Consider the following 22,909-nt stretch of genomic DNA (forward strand, 5'->3'; position numbering starts at 1 on the left):
TCAGGTACAGACTCAAAAGCTGGTGGCCCAGACTACCTACAACTTCACATGCAAGCAAAAACAACTTCTGAAATGCTATAATATTTTCCAGCATAAAAGCCGTACATAGTTTAATATGTACGGCTTTTTTTATTGTTTCACTCAAACCTATATATAATAGAAGAAACTCATGTGAATTTTGATTCACTTCCCTCTCAGATTCCACTATTACGTTCTCTATATAAACCAAAAGGATACTTTTCTCCTATAACAATCTGGTATATTTTATGATATTTCTAACATTTGACCCTTAACTTGATTCTGTAACTTTGTTAAAATGATAACAGTTTAGGAGGGTAAAACTATGAAAAAACTATCAATTTTAATGTTACTCATGATGCTTGTTAGCGTACTCATTTCGCAACCCCAAAAGGCCTATGCTGATGAGCTATCAGGACATATGCATGAAAGTGGTCTGCGTTATTTGATTTCCAAAGGAGCCTTGCTGAAAGATGCAAATGGCAGCTATCGTCCGAATGATACTGTTACACGCGGTGAATTCGCCACATACATAGCAAAAGCTTTAAACTTACAGACAAAAGATACTATAACGTTTACAGATGTCTCTGACACATATTTATTGGCCAATGAAATCAAGCTTGCTGCTACTGCTGGAATAATTACCGGCTACACAGACGGCACATTTAAGCCTGATGAACGTATCTCAAGAGAGCATATGGGCGTTATGTTAATCAGAGCGGTTGATTATTTAAAAATCCCAAAAGGGACTTCCTCTATTACATTTAAAGACAATGCTACTATTTTCAAAGATTTCCGTCAGGACATTGCCATAGGAGCTCAATTGGGACTTATTAAAGGAAGCTCTAACGGCATGTTCTTACCTAGAGACAATGCTACCATTGCTGAAGCTTCAACTTTTATACTTCGCTTAATTCTCCTTGCTGATACTGTTGAAAATAATGATGGGAATACTGATAGCAACGGTAATACTGGTAATTCTAATAATAACGGCAACTCTGGTAACGACAATAATTCAGGTAACAATAATAATGAGAATGCTGCATTTATTGTCAAAGAAATCACAAATGGTAATTTAGTAGACAAGCAATCCTATACTAGCTTTGAAGCTGCTGAAAAAGCAGTGACAAACGGTTCTTTAGTGGTTACTCAAAATAATAAGATTATAAAAATGTCTTCGGGTATGATTGTCACAAATAATTATGTCGCATTAAATTCCGAGACGATTAAGGATCAAATTGCAATTGCTGCTAATACAGAAATGGAGTATCTAGGTAGTGATGCGACTCACGTTAGAGTACGTCTAGCTGGACATGTTGGCTCTTTAAAACAAGCAGACGTTACCTTAATCCCTTCTGCTTTAGTAAAGGGACGCGCTTATTATACAAATGAAAATGGTGAAATTAAACATACCTTATACGATTATAAATCCAATAAGTACTCATCGAGTTACGTCTACGGCAAGGCCCCTAGCTTTATGAAGCAAGGTGAGAAATACTTTAGCTGGGATGGTATTAATTTTACGAATGTGAACGGCTCTTCAAAAGGTGAAGGCTATAATTACTATCAATTCTTACCTGCTCGAGCTACGACACAATATACAGCTGAAGAAATTGATCAATATATTATGCAAAAGCTAGCTGAGGTTGAAAGCTCAGGTGCTTCTATTTATAAAAATGCTACAACGAAAAGTAAACTGATTGGTTTAGGTTCCGTGTTAAAAGATATAGAAGCGAATGCTCATATTAACGCCATGCTTATTTTAGCACTTGCACAGCATGAGAGTGCCTACGGAATGAGCGATCATGCTCAAAATTTGAATAACCTATTTGGTTTATATGTATATGATACAAATCCTCTAAACAAAAAATTTGATAGTGTTGGCGCAAACATTAATGAGCTTGTCGAAAAGTTTCTACAGCCCAATTACATTACGCCTGGCGGACGTTATACAAATGGTTCAGTCGTTGGCTCTAAAGCGATTGGATTTAACGTAAAATACGCCTCTGACCCTTTCTGGGGAGCCAAAATTGCTGGACACTATTATCGTGCAGAAAAAGTATTGGGCTATAAAGATGCTAATAGCCCGTATAAAATTGCACTAACAACAACCGCTGGTCTAAATGTTCGTGCTGATGCATCAACACAGCAAAGTCCACTATTCACCTTTAATAAAAGTAATATGCCTGTCATTGTCACAGATACTGGAACAAATGGTTGGTATCAAGTGATTTCAGATAAATTACACTCAGAACCAGCTTATATTAGTAAGGATTATATTAAATTCATTAATACAGTAAAATAAAACCCAAAAAGCTACCTCTCCAACAATGGAAGGTAGCTTTAGTTGTTTATTGTTTGGGAAACTGGGTAGTTATTAGTAAAGAGAAAAAACGATCCCAAAGCTCGTAAAACTTTGGAATCGTCTCTTCAACTCTTATTGTTTTTTATAGTATTGCAAAATACCATTATAAATAGATTCTGCAAATAGATTCACGTATTGATCATTGGTCATTTTATTATGGTCCTCAGTGTTTGTTAAGAAACCAAGCTCCACTAGAATAGACGGAATGACCATATTACGAATTACGTAGTACTGTTCTTGTTTAACACCACGGTTTTTCATATTTAAATTGTTAACAATTTGGTTATTTACAAATGTAGCTAAATCTATGTCTTCCTGATACATATCTCCTGTAGATATAGCATAATATGTTTCAGTACCTTGTGCTGACGAATTGGCAGCAGAATTGACATGGACACTAACAAAAATCTCACCATAGTTTGCTTGGGTGAAATCTACTCGATCTTGTAATGATGGATACGTATCACCAGTACGTGTCATATACACTTTGGCACCAGCACTCTCTAGTAATTGCTTTACTTGCGTGCTGACCTTTAATGTAATGCTCTTTTCAGAAACAGAGCCTTTTACTGTCCCTGGATCTTTACCACCGTGACCTGGGTCTAGGATGATAACGCGATTTTGTAGAGGTTTAGCTGACTGATTTAATAGCTTTAAGTAAGATTTATGAACATAACCTGTTTGTCCATTGTAAGTAATTTCTGCCCAGTAACCACTAATGCTATTAACTTGGACATACTCTCCTTTATTCAGCTTGAAAAGTACTGCTGACGTTGAATTACTTTGACTACGTACATTTAGGTTAGCAACCGTTACTCTTCCCAGTACATCTCCAGAAATAACTGGTGGTGTACCTGGATCTGGATTAGGTTTTTCTTCTTCAACCGCATCTGTTGTACTATTGGCTACAACATAACCAGGTAAACCATCCACTTGTGTTAAATAGTAGCCACCTACTGTTTTATACACTGGTAATTTTACATTTGTTTTAATCGTTGAAATTACTTTTGCAGAAGAAGTTGGCTTCACATATAAGTTAACCGCATTTTTTGTCGTTACTTCTTTTTCGACTGCTCCTAGCACATTACCATCTGCATCTAAAAACTCAGCGTACTGTTTGAAAATATAAGCATAAGCACCTTTATAAGATACTTTTAACCAATTGCCTTCAACTGCATATACTGATAATTTACCACCTGTATTGACTTTACCTACAATGTTCGTAGTTGAACTACTATCCGTTGATTTACGAATGTTTAAACCATCTGTAGTAACCTTTACTAAGCCAATAACTTGAGATGTATCTGGTACAGTTACACCTTTTACAGGCAATTCTAAACGATATTTCTCACTTTTTGCACGTGCCACAAATAATGAAAATTGAGAACGTGTCACCGTGCTGTTTGGTAAATATGTTTTACCTGTTCCGTTTGTAATCCCATTATAATAGATCGTATTGATGTACTTTACATATTCGTGTGTAATCCCTACATCCGTAAATGGAGAGTCAATTCCCTCATACTCACTTGTATCTAAATTAAATGCTTTTGTTAAGACATAGCTCATTTCTCCACGAGTTAGGGCTTTGTTTGGTAGAAATTCACCTTTTATATTTTTGTCGAAGAAACCTAATTGTACAGCACGTTCTATATAACCTGACATTTCAGTGCCTACTGTAACATCTGAAAAGCTTGATTTATTTACGATTAATGGTTTGTTTCCAGAGGCAACGACAACCATTTTGGCTGCTTGTCCTCTTGTTACATTGTTATTTGGGCCAAAAACTCTTTTACCATTCACAAAATAGCCTTGGATTACACCCAAACTTACTAAATAATTGATTTCTTCATAGGCTGGGTGATTTTTAGTGACATCTTCAAATGTTATATTTGAGTTGGTAGCTGCACTGACACTTGCACTATGTATCGTAAACATAGAAGCCGAAATGAATAAGACGCACAAGATAAGACTAATTTTTTTGATGTTCAATGTCTTATTTCCTCCCTTCTTGTTCTCTTAACGTGTCCATTTTAACAAAATTAGCTAAATAATGCATCATACAATAGAACTGTTAAAATATATTTTCCATATCACTTCCTCTCCTACGTAGTTATCATAAAAATAGAAGAGTCTGCAAATGCAAACCCTTCTTCCATTATAAGCTATTCAAAAGATCAATTCTTGCAATCTATGACAAAATTAACATGTAAAATTCATGAATTTATTTATTGTTGAATTCTTTCAATAAAAACTTTAAGTTGATTGATTTTTAGTAAATCATCAGAGCCGAAGCTTCCATCTCCATCGCCATTTGTAACACCATTAGACGCCAGGATAGAAACATAATCACTAGCCCAGCTATTTTGTGAGACATCACTAAATGCTACTGTTTCCCCTTGGTTTTCAAGACTGAAAGCTAGTACTAAAACTTTTGCGATTTGTGCACGTGTAATTGGTGAAGATGGGTTGAACTTACCATTTTCATCCCCTTCAAAGATACCTAATCTTTCAACAGCCGCAATAGCACCTGCATTTGCATTTGTTGGTTTTACATCTACGAAATTAGTAGTTGTATTAGAAGTATCTAAGTTTAAAGCTTTTGCAATTTGTACAGCAACTTCTCCACGAGAAGCATATACTGAAAAGTCAATTGCAGCTTTTTTTACTTCAGCTTGCTGTTGCGAATCAAATGTTGCCACACGTTTAGCCCCTACATAACGAGAACCCCAATAATATGGGTCGTTAACACTTGAGTAGCTAACACCTTGACCAGTTTGAGAGTGGATCATTTTTCCATCACCTATGTATATACCCACATGTGAAATACCACTACCACTTGTATTGAAAAATACTAAGTCACCAACTTGTAAATCGCTCTTTGCTACTGCATCACCTTGTTGGTATTGAGAGCCCGATGTACGGTTTAATTGAATACCTAAGTCTGAAAATACTTTAGATGTAAAGCCCGAGCAATCAAAACCACTTGTTGTTGTACCGCCGTATTTATATGGAGTACCTAAATATTTAGAAGCTGTTTCAGTGACATTTTCTTTTGTCGCTGCTTCAGCAGTATTTATATGAGTTGTTGAAAATAACATGAAAGATGCAAAAATCGGTAATAACCATTTCTTATTCATACTTTTGTTATACCCCTCTCAATACTTTTTTGCCTATAAATAGACTATCACAAAAGAAGGTCTTGTTATTTTTCATTTGTGTAACGGTTTTAGACAGCAAAAAAACGCTGTAATACCAACGTTTGGTCGTATTTCCAGCGTTAAAAGAGGTATTTTTTTATTAAATTTCGAAGCCTTCGTAACATTACTGTAACATTAGTGCTCCTTTGTTACATAACAACTTATTGACTAGAAAACAATTGGACCCAATAGTAATTTTCTTTGCTATCCTGCGCTATTGCAACACCTGTATTCGTATAATTTTCTTTCAAAATGTTATCACGATGACTCGGTGAAGCCATCCATGCCTTTACCGCAACCTCTGGCGTTTGGATATTTCTCGCGATATTTTCTCCAAAGCTCGTGTAATCATAATCAAATAAAGTCGCTAAATCCCATGGGGCACCATAATATGGAGAAACGTGTTCAAAATAATGGCGGTTCACCATATCCTGCGCTTTAATAATTGCGATTTGTGTCAATTTTGGATCATACACAACAGGTTCTAGTTTTTTCTTTTGTCTTTCAACATTAATTAATTCAATCACCTTTTTAGACCACTCTGTAGAAAGGTTGACAGTTGGGATATAATCCTTTGCCAAATAATCATAGGCCACTTCCAATTTGTTTATTTTCTGCTGAAAATAAATACTTCGTTCAACGAACACAGCAAATTGGGCGCGTGTCACTAATTGATCAGGTGCAAAACGTTTAGCTTCAACCCCACTGATAATGCCTATATCAGCAAGCGACTCAATATAATTTTTTGCCCAATGAGAGCCAGGAATATCCGCAAATTGGGTACTATTTTTGTTATCAACCTTAAACTGATATGCTAATGCTAGCATTTTTGCCACTTGCATTCGCTTTAAAGGCTCCTCAGGATAAAAGGCTTCTCCTTTTTGGATAATCCCCAATTTAACAAGCTGGCAAATTTCTTTGTAATAGGGATGACTAGCAGGGACATCCTTAAAATTTGTCATATTCGCTATGTCTACATTGGTCTGAATAGAACGAGCAATGGCTGCAGCCGCCTCCGCTCTTGTAATAGCCTGCTCTGGCTTAAATGTATAATCGCTATATGTAGTCATATATTTTTTTGAAAGCATATGTTGTATCGAAGCATTTGCCCAATATGAATTTGAAACATCTACAACTTTGGCAGATGCCGCTTCTACCTGATTTAAACTAGTTAAACTTCCTACGGTTGCAGCTATTGAAAGTACAACAATACTCAGCATTTTCTTCAACAGGGCTACCTCCTCCATATGTCAAATATGTAGCAAACGGCGCTTTTTCATCACTGAGGTCAGGAAACGAAAATTCACCATACCTACTATATGATACGAAATTCAAATAAGATAGTTTCACTTTTTTGGAAAATCATCAATAGATTCATCATTGATCATTATAAAAGGAGTTTTCCCTTAATATTCATTGGGAAAACTCCTTTTTTCTCATACTATTGAATCATTTTAAGATATTCTTCTAAAATACGATAATTATATACTAATCCCTGTTGCTCTATCGACAATGAGCTGTAGTCTTTTTGAGCTGATAGCACTTTTTTCTCAAAGGATGAGCTATCTGGATCGATATTTCCAATCGCTTGAACAACCTTAAGAACTGCAGCCACATCTTTTTCAGCCTGTTTAAGTAAGTCTTCATTGATGACTTGTCCGCGTACTTTAGAATCCAATGCCTGATAAGCAGCCACGGCATTAGCCACATCTTCAATATACGTTGGTGAGCTTGGAGAAAGTCCCGCAATTATTTCAACGACCTTCTTGACATCGGCCATACTTTTCTCCGCTTCTAAGAGAATCGAATAATTGGAGATACGCTGTTTATCTGTCGTATTCAAACTATCGTATTCTTTTCGTACGGCTTCAACCATACCAAAGTAGAACTTATCCTTAGGATTTAATTTTGCAATGTTATTATAGACTTTTATAACGTTGTCTAAGGATAGTAATAATTGGTCGTTATACACATATCGTCTTTGGTCAGCATTCAGCTTATCATAAGCTTTTAAAATCTTTTGATATTGACTATTCATATCTTTTGCTGTTAAAAGTCGATCAATATCCTCCACAATACTCATAACGGGCTTAATCAGCTTTTCTTGGTCTTGTAATACTCTGTAGTTTTGCACAGCTCGTTGCTGATCCTTTGGTAAAGCATTATAAGCAGCACGTATTTCTTGAATACGTTTGACATACTGCTTTGGATCAATAGATGGTAAAGCATCAATCATCTGCATTACATTGCCAGCCCCAAGGATACTTGATTCAGCCGCTTGCAATAAGTAGTAATTTGTCACATATTGCTGCAAATCGGCAGGAAGTGCATCATAAAGTGAACGGGCTCTTGCTGTATCTTGAAGGAATGTATTGCTTGAAGATTTTAGTTTACTAATCAATTCCACTACATCGGATACAGGCTCATATTTTAATAGTACATCAATATTGTTGATGTATTTTTTTTGATCTTTTGTTAGTTTGTCATATGCCTTACGTATAGAGTTGACATTACTAACAAAGCTTTTCGATTGTGGATCTAGTTCATTAATTTGTACCATCACACTTAAAATAGGTTTAACCTCTTTTTCACGTGTTGTTAAATCTTTAATATTCGACACTAATTTCTTTTGATTAGATGACAGCTTATCATAGGCTACACGTGCATTCATCAGCTTTGTTAAATAGTCTGCATCTTGCACTTCTGTTAATTTAATTAGCTCAATTACACCCTCAGCTAGCCCCTGTTCATTTTCAGCGGCTACCAGTGCATCATAGTTGATAATGGCTTGCTTCTTCTCCTCAGATAGCGCATCGTAAAGCTCACGTGCTGTTTTCATATCTTGGTAGAATGTTTTACTTGTTGGCTTTAACGTAGCGATTAGGCCAATTAATGAAGCCACATCTTCGACAGACGTGAGGTTCGCATAGTTCGTCACATGTTTTTTTGAAACTTCATCAAGTGCATTATAAGCCTTTCGAGCGCCAAGTACCTTTTTCGTATAATCCTTACTCGATGGGTCCAACGCATTGATTAGTTGAATAACCTTGATAACAGCTTTATTGCTCTTTTCATAATTACTTAAAGTTTTTGCCTGCTCCACAAGCTTCTGCGCATTTTTATCTAATGCTTTATAGGCTGTCGTTAGCTCTGCTACCTTTTGGACAAATGTATCTGGATTCTCATTGGCTAATGCAAGAACACGTTCATCAAATGCCTTTGCCATATTGATATAGTTCTGTGCTTTTGTAAGGTCTGGATAATTAATAACTTGGTCTTTATCTGCTAATGCTGTGTAAGCATCTGTTGCTGCCTTCACATCATCTTTATACGTTTTTCTGGAAGGATTTAATGCATTAATTTGCACAATTACCTCTATTACAGGTACAAGCTCTTTTAAATTCTTATAATTTTTGACATAGGTTTTATTCTTGTCATCTAGCTTAGCATATGCTGTATAAGCTGATTTAGCTTTTGAGATATAGCTCTTAGAGGATGGATCAAGTTTTTCAAATTGTGAAATGACATTCACAACCGTTTTATAGGATTTCTCTAAATCAGTTAATACCTTAATATTTGTTACACGGCTTTTTGCTGAAGATGGGAGACCATCATAGGCAGCACGGGCTGCTAAAATATCTGTAATCATATCATTTGATTGACTTAGTTTTGATATTTGCTCAATCACACCTGCTATTACTAAATCTTCATTTAATAGATTGGATAGTTTTTCTTCAAGTTTACTTTTCATTTCTGCCAATGGAGCCGCATCATCACCATAACCAGCATTTAAAGACGTCACTTTAGATTGCAGTTCCGTAATTTGGTTCTTGTAATCTTGCATGGTCGGTTTAAGCGCATTCACTTGTTTCGATAAAGTCGCATATTGGATTAAAAGCTTTAAGCGATCACTCTTTTGCACAAATGCCTGTTCTTCCACAGCTAATTTATCAAAAGCCGATTGAGCAGCAAATGTTTTACTCTCGAATGTAGAAGCTTTAGGATCAATAGCATCAATTAATTTGTCCACACTTAAAGACGCATTATAAACCTTCTCCCACTTTGTCAGCTCTGCAAGGTTATTGACAATTTTTTTGACATTCGTCGCGTTAATAGCTGTGCCATTTGTTGCTTGCGGCACATCATAGGCAGTACGAGCATCTTTGATAGCTTCCACTTTATTTGAGGCATTTGCAATTGCCACAATAAGTCCTTCGATTTTTTCAGCAGAAGCAATATTTGCTATTGCTACCTGTAGATCAGCTGTATTTTTTACAAGTTCTTTATCGATTGTTAATTGATCATAACTACCTTTAATCGAATCTACTTCTGTGCGATAAGCAGGATCATTTGATACACGCAGTGCTGAAATTCGTTTGGAAATATCAGCAGCCTTTTTATATTGTTCAAATGTAGAATAGTTTGCCACTAACTTTTGTGATGCTTCATCTAAGGCATTGTAGGATTTTTCAATAGCAGTTACTGCACTAATAAAGCTTGTCGCTGAAGTAAATTCTGTTGGTTTTTTAGCCATTAATTGCGTAATACTTAATGAAACTTTATCTATGGCTGATAGACCAGTTAAAGCATCCTTATATTTTTTAAAGGGTGTTACCACATCATTATTTGGATTATAAGCTTCAGCCACTTTCTTTTGATCGGCCGTTAGTAAGTTATAAGCTGCTGTAACTTTATCTAATGCTGACGAAATAGCTGGATAATCTGTTGGATTTTGCTTTAATACAACTACTAAAGCATCTAGTTCTGTAGCAGTAGTTTTTACTGCTGCTGCATCATCAACCAATTTTCCTAATTTCGCAATATCTACTCCTTTGCCCTTAAAATAGTTATTGCGATCAGCCTCTTTATAACCATATTGTAAGACTGTTCCTCGAATGGTATTAGTAATACTGCTAGCGCTATTAGCAAATGCTGCATCGACAGCTTCCTCAAATTGTTTTTGTACCAATAAATATGAATGGTCTGTCGTTTCATTCCCTAAAAAATTGTCATATTCTGTTTCTACAGCTTTCACATCATCTATAAATGTCTTACTAGTATAAGAGATAGTACTAATTTTCTTCCAAATTGCTTGTAGCTCATTTAATAGACGACGTTGCTCCACTACATAATCGTATTTTGCTTGAATAAGCGCCTTTTCATTGTTGTCAAATCCAAGATCATTTGAATTTTGTACAACTTTGATATCACCATCTGCTATAACCATCTCATTGGCAGTCGAATTCTCTGATAATTTACCGAATTGGGCAATGAGCTGTTCCTTTGTTGTAGCAGCTGCTACAGCATTGACATAGGAAACTTGCTCCGTTTGAACTGTAGCACGAGATTGTGCATCATTTTCCTGTGCATTTGCGATAGCTGTAGGTGCTAATAATAGACTTGTTATAACACCTGCTGTCAATTTTCGATTCAATCGAACCACCCTTTCATTTTTTATGTATAAGAAAATGATTCTGTTCATTTTCATTTATCCTAAATCTTCATGTGATTAAAAAGCCTCCGAGGTTTTTCGAGCAAAATCGAAAAAATCTGGACATAATTACGCAAAGACATAATTAATGAATCATTACTTTAGTATCGGTGTAAATTACATGTTTTCAAGCCATTCTATTATATTTACAAAATAACGAGCGTCAAAAGTAGTTTTTCAAAATTACTAGCTAGAAAAACAGGAAGTTATTTCAATTATACTATACAATAGATTTATATGGATTCTTCGGATTTCAAACGCCTACCGAATCATATTAAATCCTTTGGCAGAAATCACAGATTTTTGAAAATGTGCTTTCGAGTAAGTCCGAAATAATGTGACACGAATCTGCCCAGATGTAATTGATAGTAGGATGTTTTTCATCCATCGACATGTAATGACGAAATACGTTTTTTCAACGAAATTATTGGAAAAAAACAGCTATTTTCATATGTCATAATGTCTTTGCAAGGTGTATACTACATCTTTGATATCCTATTTTGGAAGAAAGGACGCTGTTTATGTTTTACCATTATAAGTTCTGGCATAGCTTAAAAAATCCTACCTACTTTACAAACATCGTAGAAAAGGGCGAGATCATCGGATATAAAAAACGTGCATTAACGGTGTTCATTCTTTTCATCCTATTATTTGCTGCTCGCGAATATTGGGGAATGGGGACAGAGAATTTAACGTCCTTATTTGCAATGGATTTACAAAATGAATACTATGTAGCACGCGTACTTTCCATGCTCGGTGCCATTTTATGGGCAATTATTTATTTTTGCTTCCATTATTACGGTGTTACCTACTTATTACATCTATTAACGGACATTCCTTATACTTGGATAAAAAGAGTCCAGCTTTATGTTGTTGCCTTTCTACTCATTGAAAAAGCAATCCTCTTTGCTGTTTTTTATGGAGTTGGCTATACAACGATGTTTTCATTCTTTTCTTTGGCACCCGCTGCCTTACAGGTCATTAAAACTGACTTCGTGTTATTTACAATCAATCAGCTGACAGTAACGTCCGTTTTAATCATTATTGTGCAGTATTTATTCCTGTCGAAATGGGAGGAAGAAGCTAGTAGAAAAATGTTAGTAGTCAAATTGATTGGCTTACAACTATTTATGGCCTTATTTGTGGGCATGATTAGTGTGCTACCCATTAAAGAATGGATTGCTAGGGGGTTAGGATGATGGCATTTATCAAGACAAGACCATGGACAAGTATAGGTATTGTGTTGGCGATGCTCATAATCGGTATAAATGCTTATTTTGTTTTCAAAGAAGATAGCACCGTGACACGATCCTACTTTATTGACGAATTTCAGAAAGCATATATCGGTACGAATACAGAGCGTGTCAATAAGGAAACCATTGTGGCACCCGCTGAGACGTATACCATTACAGCTGATGCAACAAAGTTATCCGCTGTCAATGTAAAGCGCGGTCAGGAAGTGATGATGAATGATTTACTCGCTACCTTTAAAACAGATGAAGTAGACGAGGAGCTTACAAAGCTTGAATCGGAACGTACTGCCTATGAAACAGAATTAAATGATTTACAAGATGCACTTGATCAAATTGAAGATGAATACGACGATTCGAATCCAAAAAGCTCTATTAATACCGATCAAATCAATGATAAATTGTCTGTGACATTAAAATTAGAGCTTGCTCAACAAAATTCGCTATCGACAGCAGTTGCCCTGTTAAATCGACATATCGCTGAAACGAATCGTCAAATTGCGCTCATTGACGCACAGATCACACAAATAGAATCACGTCAAGGCATCATCAGTCCTATCGACGGTGTAGTAGCAGCGGTGAAAGAAGAAGCTGGTGCTTTAACCTTCGAAATCTATTCTAATGAAAAAGCCATGTATGCTTATTTATCTGAAAAAGAATGGCAACAGGTACAGGAAGGCCAAACGGTTGATTTTAAAGTGAAACATGTCAAAGACGCATTATCTGGCATCGTATTAGATAAGCAAATGATTGCTACAAATGATGAAACCTTTTGGGCAAATGAATTAGCCAAAACAACAGACCTACCGCAGCCAACAAATTATGAAGTAGTACTGCAACAAGATGCGCCAATAGAGGATGTACCGTTTTCATCAACTGGCAAAGCCTCCATTATTGTCAATGAAGCGTTCGATTCTTATAAGGTCGATAAATCGTGGTTAGCGACAACAAAAAAAGGAAATAAAAAGCTTCATATCATTAATCAGGATGGGAAAATCCAACTGATAGATATTAATGTCCAATTTAATACGGCTCAATCTGCTATTTTCTCGGACTATCTCGATGAGGGAACACCAATGCTCTCTAATGAGAAGCGCAATATGGAAGCCTATACCTTCCGTACTTTACCTATTGAGAAGTTACACTGGAAGCAGTTTAAAGAGTTAACTTGGAAGCAATATGTGAAATACATTGTTTTCTAAATGAAAAATCCGCTTCATTCTCTTCAGAGAGTGGCGGATTTTTTCTGTAAAAATACCCCCTGTAGCTATTACAGGGGGATTTCAAGATTATTTTAATGATAGGCATCTATTTAAGAAGCTTGCAAATTGAGCACGAGTAATTTGTGCATCGGGTCTAAATGTATTATCTGGGAAACCTCCTGTTAAATCATTCGCCACAAGTGCCTGGATATTACTGTATGCCCAGTGCGTTGATTTAACATCTGTGAAGGTAACTTTACTTGTACCTGTTAATTTGTAGGCTCTTGTTAAAATCGCTGCCATCTCTGCACGTGAAAGCTGTCCGTTTGGGTTGAACTTCCCTGGTTCTTGCCCTTTAATAATGCCAGCCTGCTCGACTGCTGCAATGGCACTATATGCATAATGACTTTTACTTACATCTTTAAAGCTAGAATCCTTCGTTGTTGATAGATTCAGTGCTCTGGCAATGATTGTAGCTGCCTCTGCACGTGTAATGGACGCTTCTGGCTTAAACGTACCATTAGAGTAACCTTTGATCAGTGATTTATTGTATAGGCTTTGGATTTCTGAAAACGCCCAATGCCCTTTGTTCACATCCGTATAAACTAATTCCTCATGATTATCTTTGTAGACAGCCTGTAATTGATCAAAATACAGCTGGCCTTTCTTTTGAAGAGAAGCTGTCGGTTGAGCAACATATAAACGTTCGAATTTCAATGGTGTTGCTAGATTACTTGGAATATCCGCCTTTACGTATTTCCAGCCATTCCAGTCTAAACCGCCCTGGCTTGTGAAATCAATCGTGTGCTTAGTCCCTGATCCATCTACAACCACACCTCTTAGCCAATGCTTACCTGCATCGCCAAATACCCAAACACCGATATTTTTCGGCTGACCTGTTATAGTAATGGGTTTTTTAGCAACCATATAGGCAGCCTTAGTCCCTGAGCCCGCTACTGTAAAATCGTAGTTTAATTGCATGCTAGCTGTTCCCTGTCTCGCATACTCTTTAGAATTTGCTAACGAAGCATTCGCTTTTGCTACTTCTGTTGTCCAAGAAGACACATTATCAAAGCTATCTAGTACAATAGGTTTTTCTGCTAAGTCTATTACAGATACAGCTGTGGACGTACGAATACCTCCATATTCCCCAATAATTTTCCCTTCACCTTTTTGGGTAGCCGTAAAGGTTGCACCATCCATCTTACCGATATTTCCTTCAACTGACCACTTCATGCTCGCTGGGTTGATAGTCATTGGATTTAAATATTGATCATAGGCAGTTGCTACTTGCATATCTACAGATGAACCTTTCATGACTTGACCAACACTATTTAGCGTAATAGATTTTGCGTTCCCTGGTGGTGCTGTATTAACGACCTGTAAAATGGCCGATACACGACGCTCACTACCCTCAGACGGTTTGTTCACAAGGTTGGCGAAATACCCTCCTGGATTGCGCGCGACCATCGCTGTAGAACCGCCACCATCTAAGTTAATAGCTGAAGTAGCTCCTATTGAAATTAAATGTGAAGCTAAATCTGATAAGTTAACACCATTACTATGACCACTTAAGCGACCATCAATTGTAATAAGTGATACCTTTGTACCTGTAGCATCCACCGCTACTGCTGTACGAGGACTGCGTGTCGAAGCAAAACCAGAATTTGTTGGCATGGAAATATCCACTTGACCATTGCGTACAAGCATTGGTCCTGCAGCTAAAATGAATTGAGCATCCATCCATTTTTGATCGATTGACAAGCTGACATCGATATTTGTACCTGCTGAAATATTGCTTAATTCAGCGGCTAATTCTTTATTTTGTACAGAAATAACAAAACCATCCGCTGGTACTGCTGAGTTTCCTTCTGCACCATACGTTGTTACATGAGAAACTGTCCCTGAGAATTGATCACCAAAATGTAGGGTATTTGTATCCTGACTAGCTCCTGACACCACTAGTTCTAAGCCCCATGCATTTGTACCAGTTGTCTTTTTTTCTGGCGTATATAAAACGTTTTTATTTGTTCCTCGTTCACTATTAATTAGATCAATAGGATATGTTTTTCCATTTACTTGGAAAGATAGATTCGTTGTATAATAATCTGCAATCGCTTTCCCTGATTTAGATAAGCCAAATGCAACTGGCTTTTGCGTCGGGCTATCATACGTATCTCCCAAAATACCATAGTTGACAATTTCATTCTTTTCCGCTAACAAGTTCGCAGGCATCCCATTTCCTAAAAAGTATGAAGCATTAACAGCTCCAACAACTCGATGGCCATCATACGTGTTTTGCTTCGCCATAGCTGAAGTTGTTTTTAGGGAATTAATAGGATTCGGCATCCCAATTTCTAGTTTTGTATATGTATTATTTAAATTTACATCTAAAACATTTACAAACTGACGTATAGAACCTGACGTATAGGTTTGTTGTACGTGATTTACTTGTGGTGATACCTCTGTTTTCACTTCACTTACTTTATTTCCAAAACCAGCTGCTTGTCCATTGATGGGGCTAACTGTTAACATAAGCACGAACATGACTACAACAATTGTTACTAATTTTCTTGCCAATTTCTTCACTCCGAATTAATCAAAGTATGGCACGATATCATGTCATATGAACCGTGCCAGGGACTTCTTTATTTTGTTTCCACATAGATAGCTACTGGAAGATTGACACCACCAGCATGCATTAGCTCTAATTGAATCGTATCTGTTGCACCCTTCATTTCGTAATCAGGTAATTCAACATACTCTTCTCCTACTCTTAAAGAAGGCACTAAATGCACTTTGCCATTCACCTTAATTGCTCCACTGTATAAGCCTCCACGACCAGCAAGTTTCAGCTTAATCGTTTTGGTCGTCCCTGTTGGATTTACAACAGGAATGGAAACCTTGTAGTTCATACCGAAATGACCTGGATTTCCGACTGCTCCATTAATTTGTGAAAATGAATTTTCAGCTGTTTGTAAATGGTCAGTACGGCCATTCGAAATGTTATAGCCTACTTCTGGTGAATCTACTGTATAGGCTGGTAGTTCTGCTAGAATTGTAGCGCTTGGCCAAGCACCTCTTGGATGCTTTGCATACTCATCGATGGCAACCTGCTCCGATTGAATCGTTGTTAAATCACTATTATCTTTTGTAAGCACTGTGCGAATGGTATACTCTGGTTTTCCACCATTGACCGCTTGAATATCTAAATCATGTAAAAAGCCAATAATATATTCATGGTGTAGATCGTATGTTTCAATGACCTTTGTTTCTCCTGGTGCAATGACAATACCGCTACTTTCTGATTTTTTCAGCTTGTTATTTAATGTAGCATCAGCAATGGTCAAACCAATATCATGACCTACCCAGCTATTTCCTGTCTTTTGGTTAATACCTCTAGAATCTACAACTTTAATACTCTCTGTCGTAGACTTATTTTGAACCGTAATCCCAATATTGACATCTGTACCTAATGTATTGTAATGCCACCCAAAGACACGATGCTTATTCGTCACTGCCGTTGAGTTCACGTCATATTGTGAAAGCGTTGCATTATTCTTTGGCACAAGCTTACGCGTTAACGTTTCAGGATTATCACTAATAAATAAATCACGATCTCCCTCTAAACGAGCAGAAGGAACAGCTGTTGGCGATGATGTAGAACCATAAGATTTTTCAAGGAATGAACTTGTGTACATATAACGGTAAACGTAAATATACATTTCTTTTTTTTCACTGATATAGCGTAAATTTCCGCCTAAAGCATTCACAAGAAACGTAATAGGCACATACATTTTTCCTTTTTGAATAAACGGTTTTTCTGTTAAAGTTACCGTTTCGTTATTCACAAGAACCTCATTACTATTATCTTTGAAAACAAAGCTCATCCCGGCAATTTGTAATTCAAAGGAATTGTCTGGGAGCCATGCACCAGCAGAATCATCTAAATAATCATAGATATAGCTAGCTGGTAAATAAGATCTTGAATCTTTCATAATAATAGGATCTTTCATCACGATACGTTTGTTATTGATATGTAAAATATAAGGGTCTTCCTGAGGCATTTCAGGCAGATCATCTGACATCGTAATATCTACCGATTGTGTTTCTGGGTCCCATTGAACATTCCCATCAAAATTTTCACTAACGAAACGCAGTGGCATATAAGTACGATCCTTATACATGAACGGTGCAACATCCATCACCACTTCTTGTCCATCTACTAAAGCCATCATCGAATCAATCTTTAAATCCACAATCTTCCCGTTACGAGTAGCTGACGCTGTCTGTGTTTCTTTATTCCAATCCACATTCGCACCAATCGCTTCATATAAAGCACGCATTGGCAATAATAAGAAATCCGATTTATTTAAAATAGGGTCATAGACACTAATCGTCTCTCCATTAATTGTAATTGAAACATTGTTTTTTATCTGAATTCCATTGTTACTAGTTGCTGATGCAGATGCTTGTCCAGGTAAAATTGTAGCCAAAGCAACCGCTGATACAATACATGTATTCCTTAGTTTCTTAAACATGCTAATCTCCTTTTTTTCACATTCAATTGTCTTTATCATCTTAACATGAAAAAACCCCAAAATGTGGGATTCTTATCGAAAAAAGTAGAATTCGGTACTAGAGTTCTAACCTCTCTCCTTCAAAAGCTTCATATGAAGTAAATGATATTCCAAATGGCCAGTATATTTTCTTGCAAACTGTTTTCTTCCTGACTAGATCCTTATATATACCCTCCCTAGAAGCAAATTTTAAAGCAATGGTGTAGCTGCTTTCTATCAAATTGATATCGAGACATAGCTAGTAGTTGATCAGTAACATTATGGGCTGATATCAGCATGTCATCTAGCAAACTATTGTATTAAGTAGACTGGTTTTTTTAAAAAAAGTTACACAGCCTGGAGAAAATGGTGGATTATTCACGTGAACTGTATTAAAAAAGCTATATTCCAGGAATACGGAATATAGCTTAAAAAGGATGAGCGACACCAGTAAAGCACCATCAGCTGAGGTTAAAGAATACCGTTTTAGTTACAAACAAAAGGATCTTCAATTGATGATCAAATTTTGTACATAACTAACTTTCATTAAGAAAATTATTGTCTACTTTTGATAAACACAAAACTTCCTTTAGAGGCAGTCTTATTATTTACGTATAGCTAAAGGTATTAAAGGCTATTAAAATTCATCATATGCTAACAAAACTACATCTTCTTTATTAAGACCGAATTTTTTCCCATCTTTAAATTTCTTTAAATTGTTCATAAAATTACGTATAGTATCCTCTAAAGTTTCTTCTGTAGCTCCATAACCTATTCCACCTTCATAGCCTCCATCTGGAGATTTTAATCCAAGGTTTGTGAACCCTGTAAAGTCACTTTCTTAAGAATTAGAATGCATGTTTTATCTTTCATATATCTTTACTTTGAAAGCACCATAGTGAATAATATTTTCTTCAAATATCTCTTCAAATATCTCTTCAAAAAACCTTAAAGCTGTAATCTCAAATTCTGCTACACATTTTTCAATAGCATCAAGACTATCAATTTTAATATCTCTCCAGCTCACAAAAAAACTCCTTTTACTATATTAAACCTTACCAAAAGATACAATATTACCATTTGGAGCAAGGTCAATATACTTTCCATTTTTACGATATCTGAGCACTCCATCTATCTCACCAGAAACCTTAGATGGTTTTACTTTTTTAGCAGTGCTTCTGAATTCGATAGCTTTGTTTAAATAAATTTTAGCACTAGCGTTTACTTCATCACCTGTTTATTGTAATGATAGATAGCTTATTATTCTTAAGTTACATATTCTCGAGGCTATTTGACTCCCCTTTATTTAAAGTTTACTGACGATAAGTTGTCCTGTCGTTGCATCGATACCAACAATCCGCTGTTTTGTTTTCGATTGTCCCAATCGATATTGTAATACTTCATCGTTTTTATTGTCATCATACTGACAAGACCATTGTAAAAAGGCATCGGCCTCTTTCAAGGCAGATATTACGTTCTCTAAAGGTTGAATAGTTGCACAATCGTAGGAGTCAAGAAGTTTTAGATCTATACGAGGAGACCATAATGTATCGATGAATCCCGTCGTTTTGTTTACTCCAACGTAAAAACGTTCCCCCTCTATTTGTAAGCCATGAGCCACGTACAGCGGAAAAGTGAAATATGCACGGTTCATCTCATTAAAGGATGGTTCCTCGATTTGCAATTGTAAATAAGGAATATATTCTTTAAAATATGTCGCAATAAATGTACAAGCAATATCTCTACAAGCTTCGAATGAAAGTTCCAGTTCACCTGTACGCTCTTTAAACCAATTGAACTCCTTTAATTTCCTTGAATGCTTATCAACCTTTGCCTTCACCGTATCCTCGATACGTTCAAGCAGGAAATTTTCTAGCGATTTATCTTTCGGAGCTTGCCAATCTTTTTTTCGCCATACAATGCCGAGTGTACTTTCATCCATTTCGACTTCCCGTAGCTTTCCCATACAATCTGTTACACCTATTATATTTTCAAGTGTCTTCTGCTTTTTGAGTGGTTGTACGTATGGAAACTTGGTGAAGGAAGCCTCTTTCTCATCTTCCTCTTCAAATAATGTTTTACCATCAATGGCATTAAATGACTGATATACAATTGGACTTTCGTAAATTGGGTACAAACCAGACTGTGCAACAGAATAATTGCCACTAACTAAATACTTCATAGATAAAGCCCACGGAGCTTTAAGTACTTGTTGTAAAATCCTGTCCTTGCTGGCAAGCTGCGTAAGGATTTTTGGTGGAGCTTTCGTGTAGCCATTGTACTTAAAATCAATGATTTCTCCGTACTTGGAAACGCTTATTTTTGTATAATAGCTTGCAAGAGGATAGCCTCCCACAAATTGTTTATATAAAAACTTTGTTTCATCCTCTTTTTCAATGATTGTAGACACAGCTAAATAATCTAATGCTTCAGTGTATTGCGCTGTTAAAAATTGATCTGCAATGGCTTGCTGCTGCTGCATTGTGACAAGTGTACCTGTTGTTGAAGGAGGTCTAGTTAAATCTAATAATTTTCCGTTTGGATCAAGTGACACTTCAATTCCTTCTTCTAATTCGTCTGTCGACCACATAAATGTAGCTTGCTCTTTTGAATAATCCTCTACTAGTAATTGATAGTTATCAGGAATTGACACAAAGTTTAACGCTAATTTTGCTAGTTGTTCCTTTAACATATGTATCACTTCTTTCTGCTTAATTGGCTTGTTCATGCTCTGTTCTAGTTGCTTTTTTAATTGGATACGACCACGATGTAAAAACATTTTGATCGTATTGATTGGCTTATCTAAGAGATAAGCAGTTTCTTGTACTTTAAAATCATAAAAATAAAATAGTATAAGTACGGTTTGATAATCTTTTCGAAGTAAAGACAATGCCTCATGGACAAATTCGTAGTTCATTGATTGTTCTTGTTCAATTAGCTGTTGCTGTATAAGCTCAGTTTCCACTACAAGTGTACGCTTTTTTTGTTGTAGATAAGCAAAACATTGTCGTATTAATATCTTAAACAGCCAGGTAGAGAAATATTTTGGTTCTTTTAATTGATGCATTGATTTGAAAGCTTGCAGCAAGGTTTCTTGTACAATGTCTGCTGCGTCTTCTCTGTTACCAATATAGGAGTAAGCTTTTGCTAAAAGCTTAGACTTTTCAGCTTCTACTAGCTGCTCAAATGCAGCTTGCTGACCGTCGATAGCTGATCTTACTAATTGTTCCATTTTAATACCTCCTATTATTGTTAGAGTAACATTTTAGATGAAAAGGTTTCACCAAATAATGATTTTTTTATTTTTCTTATATTTTGTAGAAAATTAATGGATGACTAAACGACAATTTTCATTATGAGAGAGTACTTCAAGTATTAAATACTTAGAAGTTAAACTTATAAGAGTTTTCTATAGTATAGTCATTGGTTTATAAAGAGGAAGATTGTATTAAAATATCATCAGATAGCATTGAGTAAGAAATTTAATAAGCATTATAAGGAAAACCTCTAAACTAACTAGAATATGGATTTTTCTCTCCTCAGTTTATTTTCCCTCATAGAGTAGACAATAAAAAAAGAAGCAATCATATATATGATCGCCTCTAAATTTAACTTATAAAAGAAATAAATTTTTGGGAAATAAATTTCTTAGCCTTCTCATTAATCCAAACAGCTAGCTATGGACATTACTACAAACCTGCTGCCATCATCTTATTAGCTTCACTGGTGCTGACACACCTCTTCTAACAAGGCTCCGAATGTTACAATACTTCCATCACTTATTTTGTACCCTTGTAGTTCATAAGCATGTCGGGAGTATATAAAACATACTAACATTAGTAGTACAAACCAAGGCCATGGTTTGTGCTATTTTTTTATAGTAGAAGTTAAGAAAAGCCGACCAGCCTCTGGGACCATTTATGAGTCCGTATATAAAACCGGCTAACTTCATGCCCTTATATGAATCAGTTTAGTATGTTGGGTCCAAGAGATCGTGTATAAGAAAGTGGAATCGATAAGGTACTGTGAAGGCTTCTATGATTGGTCGAAAGGAGAAGGATGAGATGAAACATGTCATTGCGTTAGATGTCAGTAAAGGAAAAAGTACCGTTGCGATTTATGATGGTCATCGCCAATGTGAATTTGAAGGTGTGCTACATCATACACGGGTTGATTTTGAGCGATTACACGAACGAATGGAAGAGATGACAAAGCAAGATGGACAAGCGCCAGATATCGTATTTGAAGCAACAGGCATCTATTCAAAACCTGTCGAAGCGTTTTTAAAAGATTACGGCTATACGTACTGCCGCATGAATCCACTAGAAGCGAATTTACAGATGGCAACGATGCGTCGCAATAAAACCGAGATCAGTGATGCTCATGAACTCGCGAAGACACATTTCAAAATGGAACGCGAAATAACGTACATACAAGATGATTATTATGAACAGATGCGTGCACTGACTCGTTATTACGAGGAAATTGACGAAGAAATCATTTTACTCAAAAGTAGAATGCATGCCATTTTAAGCTGAGTTTTCCAGAATTAGAAAAGCTGATTACACCGAGTTCAGCACTATTTTTAAATATTGTACAACTATATCCGCATCCCGCACTTTTACAGGCCCATTCTAAAACGATTATTAAAAATCGTTTAAAGGTCAATACGCGAAAAAAGCTATCGCTGATGCGTGCGGAGGCTAAAGCTATTACATTATTAAAAGCAGCTGAAAATAGTTACCCAGCGATTAAACCTACAGATATTCGTTGTGATCAAGCACGAGATTACGCAGCTCGCGTTGCGGATTTACTAGAGAAAAAAGA

General features: G+C 36.3%; 13 protein-coding genes. 4 read left to right on the forward strand and 9 right to left on the reverse strand.

Annotation, left to right across the window (positions count from 1 at the left end; all coding sequences use genetic code 11):
• Positions 1–229 (reverse strand): hypothetical protein (locus ACP3VS_RS23285; protein WP_426390148.1); only part of this gene is annotated, 229 nt, incomplete at its 3' end.
• 114 nt (positions 230–343) lie between these two features.
• Between ACP3VS_RS23285 and ACP3VS_RS23290 the strand changes: the two genes are divergently transcribed.
• Positions 344–2,323, forward strand: a complete 1,980-nt coding sequence (locus ACP3VS_RS23290; RefSeq protein ID WP_036167073.1) for an S-layer homology domain-containing protein — start codon at positions 344–346, stop codon at positions 2,321–2,323.
• A gap of 132 nt (positions 2,324–2,455) precedes the next feature.
• Here the strand turns inward: ACP3VS_RS23290 and ACP3VS_RS23295 are convergent, their stop codons facing one another.
• The 4 genes from ACP3VS_RS23295 to ACP3VS_RS23310 all read right to left on the reverse strand — a co-directional run bounded on the left by ACP3VS_RS23295 (position 2,456) and on the right by ACP3VS_RS23310 (position 11,023).
• Positions 2,456–4,372 carry an N-acetylmuramoyl-L-alanine amidase gene (locus ACP3VS_RS23295; RefSeq protein ID WP_031417531.1) on the reverse strand — a complete coding sequence of 639 codons (1,917 nt, stop codon included), beginning with the start codon at positions 4,370–4,372 and terminating at the stop codon, positions 2,456–2,458.
• Between the two features lie 236 nt (positions 4,373–4,608).
• Positions 4,609–5,520 carry an NlpC/P60 family protein gene (locus tag ACP3VS_RS23300; protein ID WP_289449450.1) on the reverse strand — a complete coding sequence of 304 codons (912 nt, stop codon included), beginning with the start codon at positions 5,518–5,520 and terminating at the stop codon, positions 4,609–4,611.
• A gap of 221 nt (positions 5,521–5,741) precedes the next feature.
• Positions 5,742–6,800: an S-layer homology domain-containing protein gene (locus ACP3VS_RS23305; RefSeq protein WP_230584337.1), complete on the reverse strand. Its 1,059-nt coding sequence runs from the start codon at positions 6,798–6,800 to the stop codon at positions 5,742–5,744.
• Positions 6,801–7,021: 221 nt separating this feature from the next.
• Complete coding sequence (locus ACP3VS_RS23310; protein WP_426390156.1) at positions 7,022–11,023, reverse strand: cell wall-binding protein; 4,002 nt, start codon at positions 11,021–11,023, stop codon at positions 7,022–7,024.
• Between the two features lie 569 nt (positions 11,024–11,592).
• Between ACP3VS_RS23310 and ACP3VS_RS23315 the strand changes: the two genes are divergently transcribed.
• Both ACP3VS_RS23315 and ACP3VS_RS23320 read left to right on the forward strand, forming a co-directional pair.
• Positions 11,593–12,270 (forward strand): hypothetical protein, encoded by a 678-nt coding sequence (locus ACP3VS_RS23315; RefSeq protein ID WP_012292868.1) that lies wholly within the window; start codon positions 11,593–11,595, stop codon positions 12,268–12,270.
• Complete coding sequence (locus ACP3VS_RS23320) at positions 12,267–13,523, forward strand: HlyD family secretion protein (protein ID WP_012292867.1); 1,257 nt, start codon at positions 12,267–12,269, stop codon at positions 13,521–13,523. The genes ACP3VS_RS23315 and ACP3VS_RS23320 overlap by 4 nt, the downstream gene beginning before the upstream one ends.
• An 87-nt stretch (positions 13,524–13,610) precedes the next feature.
• Here the strand turns inward: ACP3VS_RS23320 and ACP3VS_RS23325 are convergent, their stop codons facing one another.
• The 4 genes from ACP3VS_RS23325 to ACP3VS_RS23340 all read right to left on the reverse strand — a co-directional run bounded on the left by ACP3VS_RS23325 (position 13,611) and on the right by ACP3VS_RS23340 (position 21,314).
• Positions 13,611–16,103: an S-layer homology domain-containing protein gene (locus ACP3VS_RS23325; RefSeq protein ID WP_036160811.1), complete on the reverse strand. Its 2,493-nt coding sequence runs from the start codon at positions 16,101–16,103 to the stop codon at positions 13,611–13,613.
• A gap of 68 nt (positions 16,104–16,171) precedes the next feature.
• Positions 16,172–18,064, reverse strand: coding sequence for a stalk domain-containing protein (locus ACP3VS_RS23330; protein WP_426390152.1), 1,893 nt, complete (start codon positions 18,062–18,064; stop codon positions 16,172–16,174).
• Between the two features lie 880 nt (positions 18,065–18,944).
• Positions 18,945–19,109, reverse strand: a complete 165-nt coding sequence (locus tag ACP3VS_RS23335; RefSeq protein ID WP_289449457.1) for a hypothetical protein — start codon at positions 19,107–19,109, stop codon at positions 18,945–18,947.
• A gap of 279 nt (positions 19,110–19,388) precedes the next feature.
• Positions 19,389–21,314, reverse strand: a complete 1,926-nt coding sequence (locus ACP3VS_RS23340) for a sigma-70 family RNA polymerase sigma factor (protein ID WP_416277908.1) — start codon at positions 21,312–21,314, stop codon at positions 19,389–19,391.
• A gap of 832 nt (positions 21,315–22,146) precedes the next feature.
• Here ACP3VS_RS23340 and ACP3VS_RS23345 point away from each other — a divergent pair.
• Positions 22,147–22,620: an IS110 family transposase gene (locus tag ACP3VS_RS23345; RefSeq protein ID WP_426390154.1), complete on the forward strand. Its 474-nt coding sequence runs from the start codon at positions 22,147–22,149 to the stop codon at positions 22,618–22,620.
• Positions 22,621–22,909 lie beyond the last annotated feature (289 nt).

It is taken from the genome of Lysinibacillus sp. VIII_CA (genome assembly GCF_049943995.1).
In the GTDB taxonomy this organism is placed as follows: Bacteria; Bacillota; Bacilli; order Bacillales_A; family Planococcaceae; genus Lysinibacillus; species Lysinibacillus pinottii.

Coding starts and splice junctions, on each gene's coding strand:
- ACP3VS_RS23305 (WP_230584337.1), bottom strand. CDS start 6,800: ATGCTGAGTATTGTTGTACTTTCAATAGCTGCAACCGTAGGAAGTTTA.
- ACP3VS_RS23340 (WP_416277908.1), bottom strand. CDS start 21,314: ATGGAACAATTAGTAAGATCAGCTATCGACGGTCAGCAAGCTGCATTT.
- ACP3VS_RS23290 (WP_036167073.1), top strand. CDS start 344: ATGAAAAAACTATCAATTTTAATGTTACTCATGATGCTTGTTAGCGTA.
- ACP3VS_RS23330 (WP_426390152.1), bottom strand. CDS start 18,064: ATGTTTAAGAAACTAAGGAATACATGTATTGTATCAGCGGTTGCTTTG.
- ACP3VS_RS23315 (WP_012292868.1), top strand. CDS start 11,593: ATGTTTTACCATTATAAGTTCTGGCATAGCTTAAAAAATCCTACCTAC.
- ACP3VS_RS23320 (WP_012292867.1), top strand. CDS start 12,267: ATGATGGCATTTATCAAGACAAGACCATGGACAAGTATAGGTATTGTG.
- ACP3VS_RS23345 (WP_426390154.1), top strand. CDS start 22,147: ATGAAACATGTCATTGCGTTAGATGTCAGTAAAGGAAAAAGTACCGTT.
- ACP3VS_RS23300 (WP_289449450.1), bottom strand. CDS start 5,520: ATGAATAAGAAATGGTTATTACCGATTTTTGCATCTTTCATGTTATTT.